The 18,297-nt window shown below is 58.5% G+C and carries 18 protein-coding genes; 16 read left to right on the plus strand and 2 right to left on the minus strand.

The window, feature by feature from the left end; translation table 11 throughout:
• Positions 1-42: 42 nt before the first annotated feature.
• From mnmE to KTN04_RS10660, 14 genes are all read left to right on the plus strand, one after another.
• Positions 43-1,410, plus strand: coding sequence for a tRNA uridine-5-carboxymethylaminomethyl(34) synthesis GTPase MnmE (gene mnmE / locus KTN04_RS10595; protein WP_217335208.1), 1,368 nt, complete (start codon positions 43-45; stop codon positions 1,408-1,410).
• A gap of 857 nt (positions 1,411-2,267) precedes the next feature.
• Positions 2,268-4,163 carry a tRNA uridine-5-carboxymethylaminomethyl(34) synthesis enzyme MnmG gene (gene mnmG, locus KTN04_RS10600; protein WP_217335209.1) on the plus strand — a complete coding sequence of 632 codons (1,896 nt, stop codon included), beginning with the start codon at positions 2,268-2,270 and terminating at the stop codon, positions 4,161-4,163.
• Positions 4,163-4,786 (plus strand): 16S rRNA (guanine(527)-N(7))-methyltransferase RsmG, encoded by a 624-nt coding sequence (gene rsmG / locus KTN04_RS10605; protein WP_217335210.1) that lies wholly within the window; start codon positions 4,163-4,165, stop codon positions 4,784-4,786. Before mnmG ends, rsmG begins: the two co-directional genes overlap by 1 nt.
• A gap of 2 nt (positions 4,787-4,788) precedes the next feature.
• Positions 4,789-5,595 (plus strand): ParA family protein, encoded by an 807-nt coding sequence (locus KTN04_RS10610; RefSeq protein ID WP_217335211.1) that lies wholly within the window; start codon positions 4,789-4,791, stop codon positions 5,593-5,595.
• A 1-nt stretch (position 5,596) separates the two neighbouring features.
• Positions 5,597-6,478 (plus strand): ParB/RepB/Spo0J family partition protein, encoded by an 882-nt coding sequence (locus KTN04_RS10615; protein ID WP_217335212.1) that lies wholly within the window; start codon positions 5,597-5,599, stop codon positions 6,476-6,478.
• A gap of 66 nt (positions 6,479-6,544) precedes the next feature.
• Positions 6,545-7,036, plus strand: a complete 492-nt coding sequence (locus KTN04_RS16885) for an ATP synthase subunit I (RefSeq protein ID WP_217335213.1) — start codon at positions 6,545-6,547, stop codon at positions 7,034-7,036.
• Between the two features lie 27 nt (positions 7,037-7,063).
• Complete coding sequence (gene atpB / locus KTN04_RS10625) at positions 7,064-7,882, plus strand: F0F1 ATP synthase subunit A (protein ID WP_217335214.1); 819 nt, start codon at positions 7,064-7,066, stop codon at positions 7,880-7,882.
• Between the two features lie 76 nt (positions 7,883-7,958).
• A complete protein-coding gene (gene atpE / locus KTN04_RS10630) occupies positions 7,959-8,180 on the plus strand; it encodes a F0F1 ATP synthase subunit C (RefSeq protein WP_181740124.1) in 222 nt (73 codons plus the stop codon).
• Positions 8,181-8,251: 71 nt separating this feature from the next.
• The gene (locus KTN04_RS10635) at positions 8,252-8,722 is read left to right on the plus strand and encodes a F0F1 ATP synthase subunit B (RefSeq protein ID WP_217335215.1); all 471 of its coding nucleotides are present in this window, start codon (positions 8,252-8,254) and stop codon (positions 8,720-8,722) included.
• Between the two features lie 12 nt (positions 8,723-8,734).
• Positions 8,735-9,271 (plus strand): F0F1 ATP synthase subunit delta, encoded by a 537-nt coding sequence (locus KTN04_RS10640; protein ID WP_217335216.1) that lies wholly within the window; start codon positions 8,735-8,737, stop codon positions 9,269-9,271.
• Between the two features lie 15 nt (positions 9,272-9,286).
• Positions 9,287-10,831, plus strand: coding sequence for a F0F1 ATP synthase subunit alpha (atpA, locus tag KTN04_RS10645; RefSeq protein WP_217335217.1), 1,545 nt, complete (start codon positions 9,287-9,289; stop codon positions 10,829-10,831).
• A 75-nt stretch (positions 10,832-10,906) separates the two neighbouring features.
• The gene (gene atpG, locus KTN04_RS10650; protein WP_217335218.1) at positions 10,907-11,773 is read left to right on the plus strand and encodes a F0F1 ATP synthase subunit gamma; all 867 of its coding nucleotides are present in this window, start codon (positions 10,907-10,909) and stop codon (positions 11,771-11,773) included.
• Positions 11,774-11,810: 37 nt separating this feature from the next.
• The gene (atpD, locus tag KTN04_RS10655) at positions 11,811-13,208 is read left to right on the plus strand and encodes a F0F1 ATP synthase subunit beta (protein WP_217335219.1); all 1,398 of its coding nucleotides are present in this window, start codon (positions 11,811-11,813) and stop codon (positions 13,206-13,208) included.
• 33 nt (positions 13,209-13,241) lie between these two features.
• Entirely contained in the window at positions 13,242-13,667 is a 426-nt protein-coding gene (locus tag KTN04_RS10660; protein ID WP_217335220.1) for a F0F1 ATP synthase subunit epsilon, read from the plus strand.
• A 74-nt stretch (positions 13,668-13,741) separates the two neighbouring features.
• Here the strand turns inward: KTN04_RS10660 and KTN04_RS10665 are convergent, their stop codons facing one another.
• Positions 13,742-14,482, minus strand: a complete 741-nt coding sequence (locus tag KTN04_RS10665) for a TrmB family transcriptional regulator (RefSeq protein ID WP_217335221.1) — start codon at positions 14,480-14,482, stop codon at positions 13,742-13,744.
• A 118-nt stretch (positions 14,483-14,600) separates the two neighbouring features.
• Here KTN04_RS10665 and glmU point away from each other — a divergent pair, with 118 nt between their 5' ends.
• Entirely contained in the window at positions 14,601-15,968 is a 1,368-nt protein-coding gene (glmU, locus tag KTN04_RS10670) for a bifunctional UDP-N-acetylglucosamine diphosphorylase/glucosamine-1-phosphate N-acetyltransferase GlmU (RefSeq protein ID WP_217335222.1), read from the plus strand.
• A 2-nt stretch (positions 15,969-15,970) separates the two neighbouring features.
• The gene (gene glmS, locus KTN04_RS10675) at positions 15,971-17,797 is read left to right on the plus strand and encodes a glutamine--fructose-6-phosphate transaminase (isomerizing) (RefSeq protein WP_217335223.1); all 1,827 of its coding nucleotides are present in this window, start codon (positions 15,971-15,973) and stop codon (positions 17,795-17,797) included.
• Between the two features lie 85 nt (positions 17,798-17,882).
• Here the strand turns inward: glmS and KTN04_RS10680 are convergent, their stop codons facing one another.
• A complete protein-coding gene (locus tag KTN04_RS10680) occupies positions 17,883-18,281 on the minus strand; it encodes a YbaN family protein (protein WP_217335224.1) in 399 nt (132 codons plus the stop codon).
• Positions 18,282-18,297 lie beyond the last annotated feature (16 nt).

Raw genomic sequence — 18,297 nt, forward strand, 5'->3', positions numbered from 1 at the left:
CTTTTTGCGTTTCAGCATCACGATCAGGGTCAGGAGATTCACATGCTCGGTACCACTCAGGACACCATTGCCGCTCAGGCCACACCGCCCGGACGTGGCGGTGTCGGCATCATTCGTCTGTCCGGTCCTCAGGCACTGAGCATCGCCGAACAGCTGCTGGGATTTGCCCCCAGACCGCGTCACGCACACTACACCCCATTTCTGGGCGAGGGCGGGCAGGTGCTGGATCAGGGCATCGCGTTGTACTTCCCCAACCCGCACTCCTTTACCGGCGAAGACGTGGTCGAACTCCAGGGCCACGGCGGTCCGGTGATCATCGACCTGCTGCTGCAGCGCTGTATCGCCCTCGGCGCACGCCTGGCGCGTCCCGGCGAGTTCTCCGAACGGGCCTTCCTCAATGACAAACTGGACCTGGCCCAGGCCGAGGCGATCGCCGACCTGATCGACAGTTCCTCCGAGCAGGCGGCACGCTGTGCACTGCGCTCACTGCAGGGGGCTTTCTCCGAGCGGGTGCATGCACTGGTGGAAGCACTGATTCAGCTACGCATCTATGTCGAGGCCGCCATCGACTTCCCCGAGGAGGAGATCGACTTTCTCGCCGACGGCAAGGTGCAGAGCGATCTTGAGCGGATCCTTATGCAACTGGGTGAGGTGCGCCGGGAAGCCCGCCAGGGCAGCCTGTTGCGCGAAGGCATGAACGTGGTGATCGCCGGTCGCCCCAACGCCGGCAAGTCGAGCCTGCTCAATGCGCTGGCGGGGCGCGAAACCGCCATTGTCACCGATATCGAAGGCACCACCCGCGATGTACTGCGCGAACATATCCACATCGACGGCATGCCGCTGCATATTATCGATACCGCCGGGTTGCGTGATGCGCCGGACGCCGTGGAGCGCATTGGCATTGACCGCGCCTGGGAAGAGATCCGCAAGGCCGATCGTATTCTGATGATGGTGGACAGCACCCGCTCGGCCACCACCGACCCGGCCGAGCTCTGGCCGGAGCTGGCCGATCATCTGGACGACTTCAGCCATGTCACGCTGATCCGCAACAAGGCCGACCTGACCGGCGAGTCCATCGGCCTGGAGCAGCAGGGCGAGTACACCCTGATCCGCCTCAGCGCCAAGGGCGGCGAGGGTGTTGATCAGTTGCGCCAGCACCTGAAGGAAGTGATGGGGTTCAGCAGCACTACCGAGGGCGGCTTCATGGCCCGTCGCCGTCATGTCGATGCCCTGGAACGTGCCCGCGAGCTGCTGGACACCGGGGCCGAACAGCTGCAGCTGCACGGTGCCGGTGAACTGCTGGCGGAAGACCTGCGTCAGGCCCAGCAGGTACTGAGCGAGATCACCGGCGAGTTCACCTCCGACGATCTGCTGGGGCGGATCTTCAGCTCCTTCTGCATCGGCAAGTGATCCCTCCGGCGCGGGTGATCGGTCCCGCGCCTTGCCTCTCCATCCCCTGGCCTTGTCCACCCGTACTTATCCACACACTTTTTTTCATGCCGGCCGATTTTTTTTATTCACATCCGTGCGTCCAGTCTTGTGAGTTCTGCCGATCAAACCTCACCCTGGATCACCTCCCTATGGTAACCCGGCTGTGCATAAAAGATTTATTCAACTTTTATCAACAGCCAGCAACGCTCTCAACTGCATGATATATATGGTTTTTTTGACTTAACCCTGCTTTTCGCGGTAACCTTGTTCACATATGGCAGGCGTGCTATCGGCAACACTTATACAGGTCATTCACAGAGTTATTCAACAGGATTGTTCCGTTTTTTCAGCGCCCTGCGTATACCTATTTCGAAAGAAACACAGGTTGTACCGGCGTTTACCAAGGCTTTATTCAGCAGAAATATTTGTGCACATTACATTGCGCATATCCTGTCACTGTTACCGGCAATCAGTTGTGCGTAAGCATTGGACAATTTCAACCTGTGTGTAACCAGCCTTCTTGTGCACAGCTCATCCCAAGCTCGCTACCAGCCTCCGGGGATGTGTTGTACAGGGTTTGTTGCTATATAACCTACTGATATGAATGAACTAATAGCAACTATCCACGAAAATGCGCCAACCTAAATACAGTAAACAACAACAATCTTCTTATATATATTCTTTAAATCTTCTTCTTATATATAGACACACGGGGACTGAAAACAGGTTGATCAATAGTTGACCATTTCCCGAACGGTCCCAGAGCGCTATACTGAGCGACCTTTTCACCCGACCCCTGCGGTCAATTCTGAACATGCAAACTTGTGAGGCCTTCAGTGGATTACCCTGACCACTTTGATGTAATCGTAATTGGTGGCGGTCATGCCGGAACGGAGGCCGCACTGGCATCGGCACGAACAGGTGCCAAGACGCTGCTGCTGACCCATAACATCGAAACCCTGGGACAGATGTCCTGCAACCCGGCCATAGGCGGCATCGGCAAAAGCCATCTTGTCAAGGAAATTGATGCGCTGGACGGTGCCATGGCCCTTGCCACGGATCGGGGCGGCATCCAGTTCAGAGTGCTCAACGCACGCAAGGGACCGGCGGTGCGTGCCACCCGTGCCCAGGCAGACCGCGTGCTGTACAAGGCCGCCATCCGCTCGATACTGGAAAACCAACCGAACCTGCAGATCTTTCAGCAGGCTGCCGATGACCTCATCGTTGATGGCGATACCGTCAAGGGTGTGGTTACCCAGACCGGTATCCGCTTTCAGGCACGTTCGGTGGTATTGACCGCCGGTACTTTCCTGGGAGGTGTCATCCATGTCGGTCTGGATCACCATGCCGGCGGACGTGCCGGAGATCCGCCGTCCATTCGCCTGGCCGAGCGCCTGCGTGAACTGCCGTTGCGAGTCGATCGGCTGAAAACCGGTACGCCGCCCCGTATTGACGCCCGCAGTGTGGATTTTTCGGTCATGCAGGCTCAGCCGGGGGATACCCCGACACCGGTAATGTCATTCATGGGCAACCAGAGTGATCACCCGCAGCAGGTGAACTGCTTCATCACGCACACCAACGCCCGCACCCATGACATCATCCGAGAGGGGCTGGACCGCTCGCCGATGTACACCGGCGTCATCGAAGGCATCGGCCCGCGCTACTGCCCGTCCATCGAAGACAAGATCAACCGCTTTGCCGACAAGGACCAGCACCAGGTGTTTGTCGAGCCGGAAGGGCTGACCACACACGAGCTCTATCCCAATGGGATCTCCACCAGCCTGCCGTTCGATGTACAGATGGCACTGGTTCGTTCCATCCGCGGTTTCGAGCAGGCACATATCACCCGCCCGGGCTATGCCATCGAATATGATTTCTTCAACCCCCAGGATCTGCGTCACACTCTGGAAACCCGACATATTCAGGGGCTGTATTTTGCCGGTCAGATCAACGGCACCACCGGTTACGAGGAAGCGGGTGCCCAGGGACTGCTGGCGGGCTACAACGCGGCCGCGCGAGCACTGGAGCGTGACACCTGGTACCCGCGACGTGACGAAGGCTACATCGGCGTCATGGTGGATGACCTGATTACCCACGGGACCTCCGAGCCCTACCGCATGTTCACCAGCCGGGCCGAATACCGCCTGATTCTGCGTGAAGACAATGCCGACCTGCGTCTGACCGAAAAGGGCCGTGCACTGGGGCTGGTGGGCGATGCCCGCTGGGCCCGCTTCGAAGCCAAGCGCGAAGCAATGGAGCAGGAACTGCAGCGCTTGAAGAACACTTGGGTCCATCCACAGACACCGGAAGCGGAGCAGCTGGGCACCCGGCTCAAGACCCCGCTGAACCGCGAATACAACCTGGCGGACCTGATCAAGCGTCCTGAGTTGAACTATCAGGATGTGGCCGGCCTCAAGGGTGAACCGATCGAGGACATCCAGGCGGCGGAGCAGGTCGAGATTCAGCTCAAGTACTCGGGCTATATCGAGCGGCAGAAAACCGAAATCGAACAGATGCGCCGCCAGGAAAGCACCCGGCTGCCGGAGGATTTCGATTATGACCAAGTCAGTGGCCTGTCCAACGAGCTCAGGCTGAAACTCAGCCAGCAGCGTCCGGAAACGCTGGCCCAGGCATCCCGTATCCAGGGCATGACCCCGGCGGCCATCTCGCTGCTGCTGGTGTACCTGAAGAAACGTCAGCTCAATACCCGTGCCCGCCAGGAGAACGCATGATGTCCGAGTTTCGCGAGCTGCTGCTGCGTGGTGTGGCGCCACTGCAGATTGACTTGAGCGCTGAACAGATTGATCGCTTGCTCGACTATCACCGCATGCTGGTGAAGTGGAACAAGGCCTACAATCTGACCGCCGTACGTGATCCGGCGCAGATGATCAGCCGTCATCTGGTCGACAGTCTCAGTGTGTTGCCGTGGATCGGTGAGGGACGGCTGCTGGATGTGGGCAGCGGCCCCGGGCTCCCCGGCGTTCCCCTGGCCATCTGCCGTCCCGACCTGCAGGTCACGACACTGGACAGCAATGGCAAGAAGACCCGTTTTCAGGTACAGGTGAAGGCCGAATTGGGGCTGGACAACCTCAATGTGATCAACGGCCGGGTGGAAGCGGTACAGGAGCCGCCCTTTGACATGGTGATCTCACGGGCCTTTGCCTCGCTGGCCGACATGCTGAATCTCAGCGGTCATCTGGTCGTTCCCGAGGGTATTTTTCTGGCCATGAAAGGGCTGTATCCTGAAGCCGAACTGGCACAGATGCCGGCCGGTTATGCCCTCCAGTCCAGTCACCGCCTGGCACTGCCGGCGCACGAGGGCGAGCGGCACCTGCTGATTCTTGGGAGAGCATAAGCGTGGCCAATATCATCACCATCACCAACCAGAAGGGCGGCGTGGGCAAGACCACGACCTGTGTCAATCTGGCGGCGTCCCTGGCGGCGACGCACAAGCGGGTGTTGATGATAGACCTGGACCCCCAGGGCAATGCCACCATGGGCAGCGGCATCGACAAGCATCAGCTGGCGTGTTCGGTATATGAATTGCTGACCGATCAGGCCGGGGTGGCGGATGCGATCATGACCGATACCCGCTGCGGCTACCATCTGATCGGTGCCAATGGCGATCTGACCGCAGCGGAAGTGGAGCTGCTGCAGCTGCCGAGGCGGGAATTCCGTCTCAAGATGGCACTGCAGCCGATTCTGGATGAATATGACTATATCCTGATCGACAACCCGCCATCGCTGAACCTGCTGACCGTCAATGCCCTGTCGGCGTCGGCCGGCGTGATCATTCCCATGCAGTGCGAGTACTACGCGCTGGAAGGCATCAGTGCACTGGTGGGCACCATCAACAAGATCAACCAGCGCCTCAACCCGGCGCTGCGCATCGAGGGCATCCTGCGTACCATGTTCGACCCGCGTATGAGCCTGACCAAGGATGTATCCTCGCATCTCATTGAGTACTTTGGCGACCGAGTGTATCGCACCGTGATCCCGCGTAACGTGCGCCTGGCCGAAGCGCCGAGTCACGGCCTGCCAGCGCTGCAGTACGACAAGAATTCACGCGGTGCCCAGGCCTATCTGGCGCTGGCCGGCGAGCTGATTCGCCGCACCGAACGTCAGCAGGCGGCCGCCGCCGCAACGGAACAGGAAACAGACTGAAATGGTAGCGAAGAAACGTGGTCTCGGACGGGGCCTGGACGCCCTGTTGTCGGACGTCTCCGTCAGCCATGCCGCGGGCACTGATATGCAGGCAGAGTCGGGTGCATCTGCAGCGGATCTGCGCGAGCTGGTACTGGACCGAATCGAGCCGGGCCGCTACCAGCCCCGTCGCGATCTCAATCCCCAAGCACTGGAAGAGCTGGCCGAGTCCATCCGTCGCCAGGGTGTAATGCAGCCGATTGTAGTGCGGCCCGTGGGGGCCGACCGGTATGAAATCATCGCCGGTGAGCGGCGCTGGCGGGCGACTCGCCTGGCGGGACTGGAGAAGGTACCGGTCATCATCCGGGATGTGCCCGACGAAGCCGCCATTGCCATGGCTCTGATCGAAAACATCCAGCGCGAAAATCTCAATCCGATCGAGGAAGCACGGGCTCTGCAACGCCTGCAGAACGAGTTCGAGCTGACTCAGCAGCAGGTTGCCGAAGCGGTTGGCAAATCGCGTTCCACCATCGCCAATCTGCTGCGGCTGATGAATCTGACTGAAGAAGTCAAGCGTCTGCTGGAGCATGGCGAGCTGGAAATGGGGCATGCCCGTGCCTTGTTGGCCTTGTCCGGTCTGGTACAGGTAAAGGCCGCGGACGAGGTGGTGGCGAACGGACTGTCCGTGCGTCAGACCGAGCAATTGGTCAAGCGTTACCAGGGGCAGGCGCAGCCCGCTGCCGCTGCTCTCGCGGCCGACCCCGTGCTGGAACAGTGGGCCGGTTCGCTGGCGCAGCGTCTGGAGACCGGCGTCAAGATTAGCAGCCGCAACGGCAAGGGCCGCATCGCCATTGAATTCGGTTCTCGTGAAGAGCTTGAAGCCATTCTGCAACGGATCTCTTGACCCCGGGCACCCGGGATGCACGAAGTTAAGACCTTAGTGCAAAACTGTCGGGATTAAGTTGAGAATGTGGGGGGGAATGCCTATAATCTGCCCGCTATTTGGGCACTGTTCAGGCTAGAAACAGGATCAGACTTGAGAAAGGGTGAAGCAGAACAGGCGCCGGCTGCCGTCAGTCGTCATCAACGGCGCAGTTTCAAGGCGTTTTTGCGCATCCTGCAAGTACAAGCCGTATTGATACTGGCAGTATCGACGGCTTGTTTGCTGCTGGGCAAAGTGGAAGCCTACTCCGCACTGCTTGGCGGTCTGCTCTATCTGGTTCCGAATCTGTACTTTACTTTGCGTGCCCTGGGCAATCGGCAGGTCGCCACGACTGCGCGCGGTGTGCTGGCGAACATGTATGCGAGCGAAATAGGGAAAATGATGCTGGCGGTGGGGCTGTTCACCTCCACCTTCCTGCTGGTTCAGCCTCTGAGCCCATTTTCCCTATTTGGCACCTTCATATTGTTGCAACTATCCGGCTGGATGCTGCACTTGAGGTTGTTCAACACCGGTTCCTGACAAACTTTTGACTGAGAGAAGCTGAGAATGGCAAGCGAAAACCCTACATCCTCAGAGTACATATCGCATCACCTGAGCAATCTCACCTTCGGTAACCACCCCACAGGGGGCTGGACGTTTGCCGGCGGCGAAAAAGCAGCGGAGATGGGATTCTGGGCGATCAACGTCGATACCATGTTCTTTTCCATCCTGATGGGGATGATTTTCATCTGGCTGTTCCGCAAGGTGGCTGACTCCGTGACCAGTGGTGTGCCGGGCAACCTGCAGAACTTCATCGAGTCGGTTGTCGAATTCGTCGACAGCAACGTGAAGAGTATCTTCCATCACAAGAATCCGGTTATTGCACCGCTGGCACTGACCGTGTTTGTCTGGATCTTCCTGATGAACGCGCTTAAACTGATTCCGGTCGACTTCATTCCGTACATTGCCAGTGAAATGGGCATTCCGTACTGGAAGATCGTGCCGACCACGGATATCAATGCCACCATGGGCATGAGTATTTCTGTCTTCTTCCTGATCATCTACTACAGCATCAAGGTCAAGGGCGTGTCCGGTTTCGCGGCTGAGCTGTCGCTGCAGCCGCTGGGCAAGTACTTCATCCCCTTCAACCTGTTCCTGGAAGTGGTGAACCTGCTGGCCAAGCCGGTCTCTCTGGGTCTGCGACTGTTCGGTAACATGTACGCGGGCGAGATCATCTTTATCCTGATTGCACTGCTGCCGTTCTGGGCTCAGTGGATTCTGTCAGTGCCCTGGGCGATCTTCCACATCCTGGTAATCGTTCTGCAGGCATTCATCTTCATGGTGCTGACCATCGTCTACATGGCTATGGCACACGATGATCATTAAGGTGCCTGGCACCCGATAAAAAACGATTCAATTTCAATTCAACTTAACTAAACCTTGAAAACTCTGGAGAAATAAAATGGAGATCACTTATATCGCTGTTGCGCTGCTGCTGGGTCTGTCTGCTCTGGCAGGTGCTCTGGGCGTAAGCCTGCTGGGCGGCAAATTCCTGGAAGGTGCTGCACGTCAGCCGGAACTGGTTCCGGTGCTGCGTAGCCAGTTCTTCATCGTGGTAGGTCTGGTCGACGCTGTGCCGATGATCGGCGTTGGTATGGCACTGTACATTCTGTTCGCAGGTTGATTCCGGTTTAAAACCAAAGTTGAGACCGCTGTCTGGTCTCACGAGACTATTCAACTGCGAGGGGTAATGGCGTGAATATCAATCTCACCATCATTGGTCAGGCCATTGCATTCTTCATTTTCGTTGTATTTTGTATGAAATACGTCTGGCCGCCGATTACCGGCGCGCTGGCAGAACGTAAGAAGAAGATTGCGGAAGGGCTTGATGCGGCCGACCGCGCTGAACGTGATCTGAAGCTGGCTCAGGAAAAAGCCGCTGACGATATGCGTGCCAGCAAGGAAGAGGCAGCCGCCATCATTGAGCAGGCCAACAAACGGGCTACCAAGATCATCGAGGAAGCCAAGGAGCAGGCACGCGAAGAAGCCGATCGCGTGAAGGCATCCGCCGAGGCTGAGGTCGAACAGGAACTCAACCGTGCCAAAGACGCTCTGCGTGCACAGGTTGGTGCGCTGGCAATTGCCGGTGCCGAGAAAATCCTGGAAGCCTCAATCGACGAGAAAGCCCACGCACAGCTGGTTGAGAAACTGGCCGCTGAGCTTTAAGCGAGGTTTACGATGGCTGAACTCAATACAGTCGCCCGGCCCTACACCAACGCCGCATTCGAATATGCGCGCGAGCAGGGCAGCCTCGATCAATGGTCCAGTCTGCTGTCCCTGGCCGCGCTTGCGGTCCAGGACGGCGACATGGACCGTGTGCTGAGCAATCCGGCACTGACGGCAGAACAGAAAGCGGAACTGGTAATCGCGGTTTGTGAAAAGCAGATCGACGCGGCAGGCAAGAACTTCATTAGCCTGCTGGCCGAAAACCACCGCCTGGCCCTGCTGCCGGAAATTGCAGCGCAGTTTGGTGTCCTGAAAGCCAATCTGGAGAAGAAGGTCGAGGTCGATCTGACCACGGCCTACCCTCTGGACGAAGCACAGCAGGCCAAGCTGGCGCAGGCCCTCAGCAGCAAGCTGGGTCGCGAAGTGACACTGACCTCCCAGGTGGATAAATCCATCCTTGGCGGTGTGGTCGTTCGCTCTGATGACCTTGTGATCGATGGTTCCGTTCGTGCACGACTGGCGAAACTGGCCGAAGCGATGAATTCCTGAGTGTGAGGAATAACAATGCAGCAACTGAATCCTTCTGAGATCAGCGAGATTCTCAAGAAGCGCATCGAAAAGCTCGACGTGTCTTCTGAAGCCCGTAACGAGGGCACCATCGTCAGTGTTTCCGATGGTATCATCCTGATCCACGGTCTTGCCGACGTTATGTACGGCGAGATGATTGAATTCCCGGGCGGCGTCTACGGTATGGCGCTGAACCTGGAACGTGACTCTGTCGGCGCCGTAGTACTGGGCGATTACCAGGGTCTGGTAGAGGGCATGACTGCCCGTTGTACCGGTCGTATCCTTGAAGTGCCGGTCGGTCCGGAACTGCTTGGCCGCGTTGTTGACGCGCTGGGCAACCCGATCGATGGCAAGGGCCCGATTGAAGCCAAAATGACCGACGCCGTTGAAAAGGTGGCGCCGGGTGTTATCGCACGTCAGTCCGTTGATCAGCCGGTGCAGACCGGTCTGAAAGCGATCGATGCGATGGTACCGGTAGGTCGTGGTCAGCGTGAGCTGATCATCGGTGACCGTCAGATCGGTAAAACCGCGATCGCGATCGATGCGATCATCAACCAGAAAGGTACCGGCATCAAGTGTATCTACGTTGCGATCGGGCAGAAGCAGTCCACCATCGCCAACGTAGTGCGCAAGCTGGAAGAGCACGGCGCGATGGATCACACCATCGTGGTTGCTGCAGGCGCTGCCGATCCGGCTGCGATGCAGTACCTGGCGCCGTACGCCGGCTGTGCCATGGGCGAATACTTCCGCGATCGCGGTGAAGACGCGCTGATCGTATTTGACGACCTGACCAAGCAGGCTTGGGCATACCGTCAGATCTCTCTGCTGCTGCGTCGTCCGCCGGGCCGTGAAGCTTATCCGGGTGACGTTTTCTACCTGCACTCGCGTCTGCTGGAACGTGCGTCCCGCGTCAACGCCGACTACGTTGAACAGTTCACCAAGGGTGAAGTGAAAGGCCAGACCGGCTCTCTGACCGCGCTGCCGATCATCGAAACCCAGGGTGGCGACGTATCTGCGTTCGTACCGACCAACGTGATCTCCATCACCGACGGCCAGATCTTCCTGGAAACCGACCTGTTCAACTCCGGTGTACGTCCTGCGATCAACGCGGGCCTGTCCGTATCCCGAGTGGGTGGTTCTGCCCAGACCAAGATCATCAAGAAGCTGGGTGGCGGTGTGCGTCTGGCATTGGCTCAGTACCGCGAACTGGCGGCATTCGCCCAGTTTGCATCCGACCTGGATGATGCGACTCGTAACCAGCTGGAACACGGCCAGGCCGTGACCGAGCTGATGAAGCAGAAACAGTACACTCCGATGTCCGTCGCCGAGATGGGTCTGAGCCTGTACGCTGCCAACGAAGGCTTCCTGAAAGGTGTCGAGCTGGACAAGATCGGTGCATTCGAAGCAGCCCTGATCGCCTACTTCAACAGCGAACACGCTGACTTGATGGCGAAAGTGAACGAGAAAGGCGATTACAACGACGAAATCGCGGCTCAGTTCAAGGCTGGCATCGAGAAGTTCAAGTCTACCCAAACTTGGTAATTGCTCGTTAGAGCAGGTGACCGGCCAGCGACATCGGCCGGTCCAATACTGAGTCAAGTTTAATAGGCGGAACTAATGGCAGTCGGAAAAGAGATCAAGACGCAAATTGCGAGTATCGGCAGCACGCGCAAAATCACCAGCGCCATGGAAATGGTGGCTGCGTCGAAAATGCGCAAGGCCCAGGATCGCATGCAGTCTTCCCGTCCGTACGCTCAAAGCATCCGTGGTGTGATCCAGCATCTGGCAACTGCCAATCCTGAGTATCGTCATCCGTACATGCACGAGCGCGAGATCAAGCGGGTCGGTTTCATCGTTGTCGCAACCGATCGCGGTCTCTGTGGCGGCCTGAACGTGAATACGTTCAAGGCAGCCGTAGGCAAGATGAAGGAGTTCCACGACCAGAACGTTGAAGTCGACGTCTGTGCGCTGGGTTCCAAGGCGATCACCTTCTTCCGCAACTACGGCGGTAACGTCGTTGCAGCGAAGGGGGGCCTAGGCGATGCACCTGAACTGGAGCAGCTGATCGGCTCCGTGAAGGTGATGCTGGATGCTTACGACGAGGGCAAGCTGGACAGGTTGTTCATTGTCTCCAGTGACTTTGTGAACACCATGACCCAGAAGCCTGTCGTGCAGCAGCTGCTGCCGATCGCGGCGAGCGAAGACGACACAGAAACACTCAAGCACAGCTGGGACTATTTGTACGAACCCGATGCGAAAGAGCTGCTCGATGGCCTGCTTTTGCGTTACGTCGAGTCGCTGGTTTACCAGGCGGTGGTTGAGAACAATGCCTGTGAACAGGCAGCCCGTATGCTGGCGATGAAGAACGCGACCGATAACGCCGGCAACCTGATCGATGAGCTGCAGCTGGTGTACAACAAGGCTCGTCAGGCGGCGATCACTCAGGAAATCTCCGAGATCGTCGGTGGTGCTGCTGCTGTCTGATGCGGTGAACAGGTTTAAAAGTTAAGAGGATCCGAACATGAGTAGCGGACGTATTGTTCAGATTATCGGTGCGGTTGTAGACGTGGAATTCCCGCGTGACAGCGTACCGAAGGTTTACGACGCACTGGTCGTCGAAAAAACCAGCCTGACACTGGAAGTTCAGCAGCAGCTGGGCGACGGTGTTGTACGTGCAATCGCCATGGGTCAGACCGAAGGTCTGAGCCGTGGTCTGGAAACGACCAACACGGGCGCTCCGGTATCTGTACCGGTGGGTACGGCCACTCTGGGTCGTATCATGGACGTACTGGGCAACCCGATCGACGAATGTGGCCCGATCGGTGAAGAAGAACGTTACCCGATCCACCGCAAGGCGCCGTCCTATGCGGATCAGGCAGCGACCAACGACCTGCTGGAAACCGGCATCAAGGTTATCGACCTGGTGTGCCCGTTTGCCAAGGGTGGCAAGATCGGTCTGTTCGGTGGTGCCGGTGTAGGTAAAACCGTCAACATGATGGAGCTGATCAACAACATCGCGACTCAGCACTCTGGTTTGTCTGTATTCGCAGGTGTAGGTGAGCGTACTCGTGAGGGTAACGACTTCTACCACGAGATGCAGGAAGCCGGCGTTGTAAACGTTGAGCAGTTCGACAAGTCCAAGGTAGCAATGGTCTACGGTCAGATGAACGAGCCGCCCGGCAACCGTCTGCGTGTAGCCCTGACCGGTCTGACCATGGCGGAGAAATTCCGTGATGAAGGCCGTGACGTACTGCTGTTCGTCGACAACATCTACCGTTACACCCTGGCGGGCACCGAAGTATCGGCATTGCTGGGTCGTATGCCGTCTGCGGTAGGTTACCAGCCGACACTAGCGGAAGAGATGGGCGTTCTGCAGGAGCGTATTACCTCTACCAAGACCGGTTCCATCACGTCCATCCAGGCGGTATACGTACCGGCGGATGACTTGACCGACCCGTCTCCGGCGACCACCTTCTCCCACCTTGATGCGACTGTAGTACTGTCTCGTCAGATCGCGGAGCTGGGTATCTACCCGGCGATCGACCCGCTGGATTCCACCTCTCGTCAGCTGGATCCGCTGGTTATCGGTCAGGACCACTATGAAATCGCCCGTGGCGTGCAGTCTACCCTGCAGCGTTACAAGGAACTGAAGGACATCATCGCGATCCTGGGTATGGACGAACTGTCTGAAGAAGACAAGCAGACCGTATCCCGTGCGCGTAAGATCCAGCGCTTCCTGTCCCAGCCGTTCTTCGTGGCAGAAGTATTTACCGGTGCACCGGGCAAATACGTCTCCCTGAAAGAAACCATCCGCGGCTTCAAGGGCATTCTGGCCGGTGAATATGATCACCTGCCGGAGCAGGCGTTCTACATGGTCGGCACCATCGACGAAGCGGTCGAGAAAGCCAAGGGCCTGTAAGTTCCAAGCGGAACCTTTTAAGAGGTAATCAAGATGGCTATGACTGTTCATTGTGACATCGTAAGCGCCGAAGACGAGCTGTTCTCCGGGCTGATCGAATTCGTCTCCGTGACAGGTAGCCTGGGTGACCTGGGCATCTACCCGGGTCACGCTCCGCTTCTGACGGAACTGAAACCAGGCCCTGTCGAGCTGCGTAAGCAGGGCGGTGAGGAAGATGTGTTCTACGTTTCCGGTGGCTTCATTGAAGTTCAGCCGCATAAAGTGACCGTGCTTGCTGACACGGCACTGCGTGCGGGTGATCTGAGTGAAGCTGCAGCCCTTGAAGCCCAGAAGCATGCCCAGCATGCCATGGCGGACAAGGCGGGTGAGTTCGAATACTCCCGTGCTGCAGCTCAGCTGGCTGAAGCAGCGGCACAGCTGCGCACCCTGCAGCAGATTCGTCGCAAACTGGGTAAATAAACCGGTTTTCGGCAACGTTCAAAAAAGCAGCCTTCGGGCTGCTTTTTTTGTGTCTATGGTTTTGTCGACCGATGCTACAACAGCCGCCAGAGCGTATTGAAAATGATCTGCTGGGCGGCCGCTACCTCGCGTGAATCAATCACGACAGCGGTGGGGTAGTTGTCCGAGGCCAGTGAAATGATGGCGCAGCGTGGCGGATAGATGGCGATATAGGCGGCATCGACGGGACCCTCCGTGCGTATCCATTTGCGCTCCGAGTACTCGGCGCTCTCACCGCCCTCGCCGATGGCGATGGCACGGACCCGGATCTTGCGCGCGATACGCTGCGCGGTGAAGTTAGGGAAGGGGCGGTATAGCAATGGCCGGATCGGCTTGGATGAAAACACCGAATATACCGGCTCGTCCTGCTGGCCCACCCGGTTGAGAATATCCCGCAGTACCTGCTCGATACCGGCATCGCCCTCATAAAACTCCACGTTGGCGACACTGAAGTCGGGCTTGAGGTGATGCAGCTCGGGGATGACTGTGGTTTTGAGCCGCTCCATGGCGGCATCCATGCGCTCACGACGCTCTTGGGCCAACTGCAACAGTACCTCCGGCTCCCGGGCCGAAAAGTAGCGTCGCTTGCCGCGCGGTTGATAGGTGATAATGCCGCGCTGCTGCAGGCTTTTCAGGCATTCATATGTACTGCCGCGATTGACACCGGCGCGTTCAGCCACGGTTCGAATTGCACTCGGGCCCAATGCCAGCAAGGCCTTGTAGATACTGACGTCGCGCTCGCTCAGGCCAAGCATGTCGAAAATTTCAGAATTCATTTTGTCAATTTTATTGTGACAATGGGGCTTGATCAGGACTGAGTATACGCTAAAGTTCCAGCCAGTTTACATGTTCATGTCGTGACCACGCGTGGCGACTCTGAGGTAGCGAAATACTATGAAAACGGATGTGGTAATTCTGGCGGCCGGGCAAGGCAGCCGCATGAAATCGGCTTTGCCCAAGGTGATGCACAAGCTGGCCGGCAAGCCGATGGTTCAGCATGTCGTGGACAGTGCGCGCAGGCTGGCACCGGAAGGATTGCATCTGGTGATCGGGCACGAAGGCGAGCAGGTCGAGCAGGCCCTGGCGGGTCAGGCTCTGTCATTTGTCTGGCAACGCGAGCAGCTGGGCACCGGTCATGCGGTGGCTCAGGCGATGCCCAATATTGATCGGGACTCGGTGGTACTGGTGCTCTACGGCGACGTGCCGCTGACGCGCCCGGATACCCTGCGGCAGCTGGTCAAACTCGCGTCCGAGGGCGACCTGGGCCTGCTGACGGTGAAGCTGGATGATCCCGCCGGATACGGCCGTATCATCCGCAATGCGGTCGGCGACGTGGTTGCAATTGTCGAGCACAAGGATGCCACCGAGCAGGAAAAGCTGGTCCGTGAAGTCAACACCGGTATTCTGGCACTGCCATCGGCCGCGCTGCATGAATGGCTGCCGCGCCTGTCCGCCGATAACGCCCAGGGCGAGTATTACCTCACGGATGTGATTGCCATGGCGGCGGAAGCTGGGATGCGGGTGCGTGCGATCCAGCCCGAAGCCGAGCAGGAAGTGCAAGGCGTAAACAATCGCCAGCAACTGGCGCAGCTGGAACGCTGGTATCAGCGTCAGCAGGCCGAACAACTGATGGCCGAAGGTGTCACTCTGGCCGATCCCGCGCGTCTCGACATTCGCGGCGAGCTCCAGGCGGCCCCGGATGTGCTCATCGATATCAACACGATTTTCGAAGGCGAAGTGGTACTGGGCGAGGGCGTCGAGATCGGCGCCAACTGCATCATTCGTAACGCCCGCATCGGTGCCGGTACCCGTGTGGAAGCCAACTCCATCATCGATGGTGCCGTTGTAGCCGAAAACGCCCAGATAGGTCCTTTTGCACGTTTGCGTCCAGGTACCGAGATGGCGGCCGGCAGCAAGGTCGGCAACTTTGTCGAAACCAAGAAGGCGCTTATTGGTGAAGGCTCCAAGGTCAATCACCTGACCTATATCGGCGATGCCGAGATTGGGCGCGAGGTGAATGTCGGTGCCGGCACCATCACCTGCAACTATGATGGCGTCAACAAGTCGCTGACCCGCATCGGCGACGGCGCCTTCATCGGCTCCAACAGCTCACTGGTCGCACCGATTGAAATCGGTGCAGGGGCCACCGTGGGCGCGGGGTCTACCCTGACCAAGGCCGTGGCCGACAACCAGCTTGCCGTGGCGCGTGGCAAGCAGGTCAATCTCGACAGCTGGGCGCGCCCGCAGAAAAAAGGTTCCTGAGCATGTGCGGAATTGTTGGCGCCATCGCGGCGCGTCCGGTGGCGGGTATTCTGCTGGAAGGCCTGCGCCGTCTGGAGTACCGCGGTTATGACTCGGCTGGCATGGCGGTGCTGAACCAGGGGCAGATTGGCCGCTTGCGGCGTATCGGCAAGGTGCAGGCGCTGGCGGATGCCTGTGCGCAGCAGTCGCTGCCTGGTCACCTGGGCATTGCCCATACTCGTTGGGCGACTCATGGCAAGCCGTCTGAGCAGAATGCCCACCCGCACATGTCCGGCGAGCGTCTGGCGGTGGTACATAACGGTATCATCGAAAACTTCGAGCCGCTCAAGCGTGAGCTGGAGCAGCAGGGGTATGTGTTCACGTCCGAAACCGATACCGAGGTTGTGGCTCATCTGCTCGACCGCGAACTCAAAACAGGCCTCGATCTGCTAGCGGCCCTGCGTAAAACTATGGAGTTCCTGGAGGGGGCCTTTGCTCTGGGCGTGATTCATGCCGACCAGCCGGAACAGCTGCTGACCGCCCGCAAGGGCAGCCCCCTGGTGATCGGCGTGGGCATCGGCGAGAACTTCATTGCTTCCGATCAGCTGGCGTTGCTGCCAGTGACCGATCGCTTCATGTTTCTGGAAGATGGTGATATTGCTCAGCTGGAAGCCGAGCGGATTCAGGTATGGGATGCTCAGGGACAGGTGGCCGAGCGTGCTATCAGTACCTTCGAGCATGGCCAGGGCAGCGCCGAAAAAGGCGAATTCCGCCATTTCATGCTCAAGGAGATTTATGAGCAGCCACGCGTCATGCAGGCTGTGCTGGAAGGGCGCATTGCCTCCGGTCATCTGTTGGAGCAGGCGTTCGGCAGTGATGCCGGTGCGGTATTTGATCGGGTGAAGCAGGTACAGATCGTGGCCTGTGGCACCAGTTACCACGCCGGTCTGGTGGCCAAATACTGGATCGAGGAGCTGGTCGGCATTCCCTGCATGGTTGAGGTTGCCAGCGAATTCCGTTACCGCCCGGTTGTCCTGCCCGAAGACACCCTGCTGCTGACCCTGTCTCAGTCCGGTGAGACCGCCGATACTCTGGCGGCGCTACGTGAGGTGAAGGCACGAGTACTGGCGACCCTGGCGATCTGCAACGTGCCGGGCAGCTCGCTGGTGCGCGAGTCGGATCTGAGCCTGATGACCAACGCCGGTCCCGAGATCGGTGTCGCCTCCACCAAGGCGTTTACCTCCCAACTGGTCGCGCTGATGCTGACCACCATTGCGTTGGGCCGCCGCCATGGGCTGAGTGCTGACAAGGAAACGGCGCTGGTGGCAGCGCTGGAGCAGTTGCCGGAACTATTCCAGCAATTGCTGGCGTTGGACGGCCCGATCGAGGCGATGTCGGCGCATTTTGCCGAAAAACGCCATGCCTTGTTCCTGGGACGTAACGTGCTCTACCCGGTAGCCATGGAAGGCGCGCTCAAGCTCAAGGAGATCTCCTATATTCACGCCGAGGCCTATCCGGCCGGTGAGCTCAAGCATGGGCCGCTGGCACTGGTGGACAAGGAGATGCCGGTCATCGCCGTGGCACCGCGCAACGGCATGCTGGACAAGCTCAAGGCCAACCTGCAGGAAGTGCGTGCCCGTGGGGGTGAGCTGTTCGTCTTTGCCGGTTGCGAAGAGAGTATTCAGTCCCAGGAGGGGGTGCATGTGATTCACCTGCCAGCCCTGCCGCCGGTACTGGATCCCATCGCCTTTACCTTGCCGCTGCAGCTGCTGTCCTACCATGTGGCGGTACTCAAGGGCACGGATGTGGACCAGCCGCGCAACCTCGCCAAGAGCGTGACCGTGGAGTAAGGCGTATCATCGGTTGATCAATGCCCCGCCACTGCGGGGCATTTTTGTATCGGACTGCCGCTCAGATGGTGTTGCGAACGCGCTGTCAGCGATGCTGGGTGCGTGGGGGCTCGGGGCGTGACCAGACGATGCCCGCGCCCGTGGCGATCAACAGGATGATGCTGCCCAGCATCAGGGGGTGGTGGATGGTGTACAGGGCGATCAGCAAGGCCGTCAGCATGCCAAGGCTGGCGATCCACTTGGTGCGGCGATCGATATGGCCACCCCGCTCCCAGTTGCGCAGACTTGGCCCAAGTAGCCGGTGTTGCTGTAGCCAGCGGTGCAGACCGGGGGAGCAACGCGAGGCGCAGCCAGCGGCCATAAGCACGAAAATCGTCGTGGGCAGGCCCGGCAACAGTGCGCCGAGCAGGGCAAGTGCGATGCATGCCCATGTCAGCAGCAGCCACAGCCATCGCCATGGCTGACGAGCTGAATGATTGGCCATCCGGTTTCCTTGTTCA

Source organism: Marinobacterium weihaiense (assembly GCF_019061305.1).
GTDB lineage: Bacteria > Pseudomonadota > Gammaproteobacteria > Pseudomonadales > Balneatricaceae > Marinobacterium > Marinobacterium weihaiense.

What these genes read in the sequence shown, in the direction of transcription:
- mnmE (WP_217335208.1), top strand. Translation starts at nt 43, where the DNA reads ATGCTCGGTACCACTCAGGACACCATTGCCGCTCAGGCCACACCGCCC.
- atpG (WP_217335218.1), top strand. Translation starts at nt 10,907, where the DNA reads ATGGCAGTCGGAAAAGAGATCAAGACGCAAATTGCGAGTATCGGCAGC.
- rsmG (WP_217335210.1), top strand. Translation starts at nt 4,163, where the DNA reads ATGTCCGAGTTTCGCGAGCTGCTGCTGCGTGGTGTGGCGCCACTGCAG.
- atpA (WP_217335217.1), top strand. Translation starts at nt 9,287, where the DNA reads ATGCAGCAACTGAATCCTTCTGAGATCAGCGAGATTCTCAAGAAGCGC.
- atpE (WP_181740124.1), top strand. Translation starts at nt 7,959, where the DNA reads ATGGAGATCACTTATATCGCTGTTGCGCTGCTGCTGGGTCTGTCTGCT.
- KTN04_RS10665 (WP_217335221.1), bottom strand. Translation starts at nt 14,482, where the DNA reads ATGAATTCTGAAATTTTCGACATGCTTGGCCTGAGCGAGCGCGACGTC.
- atpD (WP_217335219.1), top strand. Translation starts at nt 11,811, where the DNA reads ATGAGTAGCGGACGTATTGTTCAGATTATCGGTGCGGTTGTAGACGTG.
- KTN04_RS10640 (WP_217335216.1), top strand. Translation starts at nt 8,735, where the DNA reads ATGGCTGAACTCAATACAGTCGCCCGGCCCTACACCAACGCCGCATTC.
- glmU (WP_217335222.1), top strand. Translation starts at nt 14,601, where the DNA reads ATGAAAACGGATGTGGTAATTCTGGCGGCCGGGCAAGGCAGCCGCATG.
- KTN04_RS10660 (WP_217335220.1), top strand. Translation starts at nt 13,242, where the DNA reads ATGGCTATGACTGTTCATTGTGACATCGTAAGCGCCGAAGACGAGCTG.
- atpB (WP_217335214.1), top strand. Translation starts at nt 7,064, where the DNA reads ATGGCAAGCGAAAACCCTACATCCTCAGAGTACATATCGCATCACCTG.
- KTN04_RS10680 (WP_217335224.1), bottom strand. Translation starts at nt 18,281, where the DNA reads ATGGCCAATCATTCAGCTCGTCAGCCATGGCGATGGCTGTGGCTGCTG.
- KTN04_RS10615 (WP_217335212.1), top strand. Translation starts at nt 5,597, where the DNA reads ATGGTAGCGAAGAAACGTGGTCTCGGACGGGGCCTGGACGCCCTGTTG.
- glmS (WP_217335223.1), top strand. Translation starts at nt 15,971, where the DNA reads ATGTGCGGAATTGTTGGCGCCATCGCGGCGCGTCCGGTGGCGGGTATT.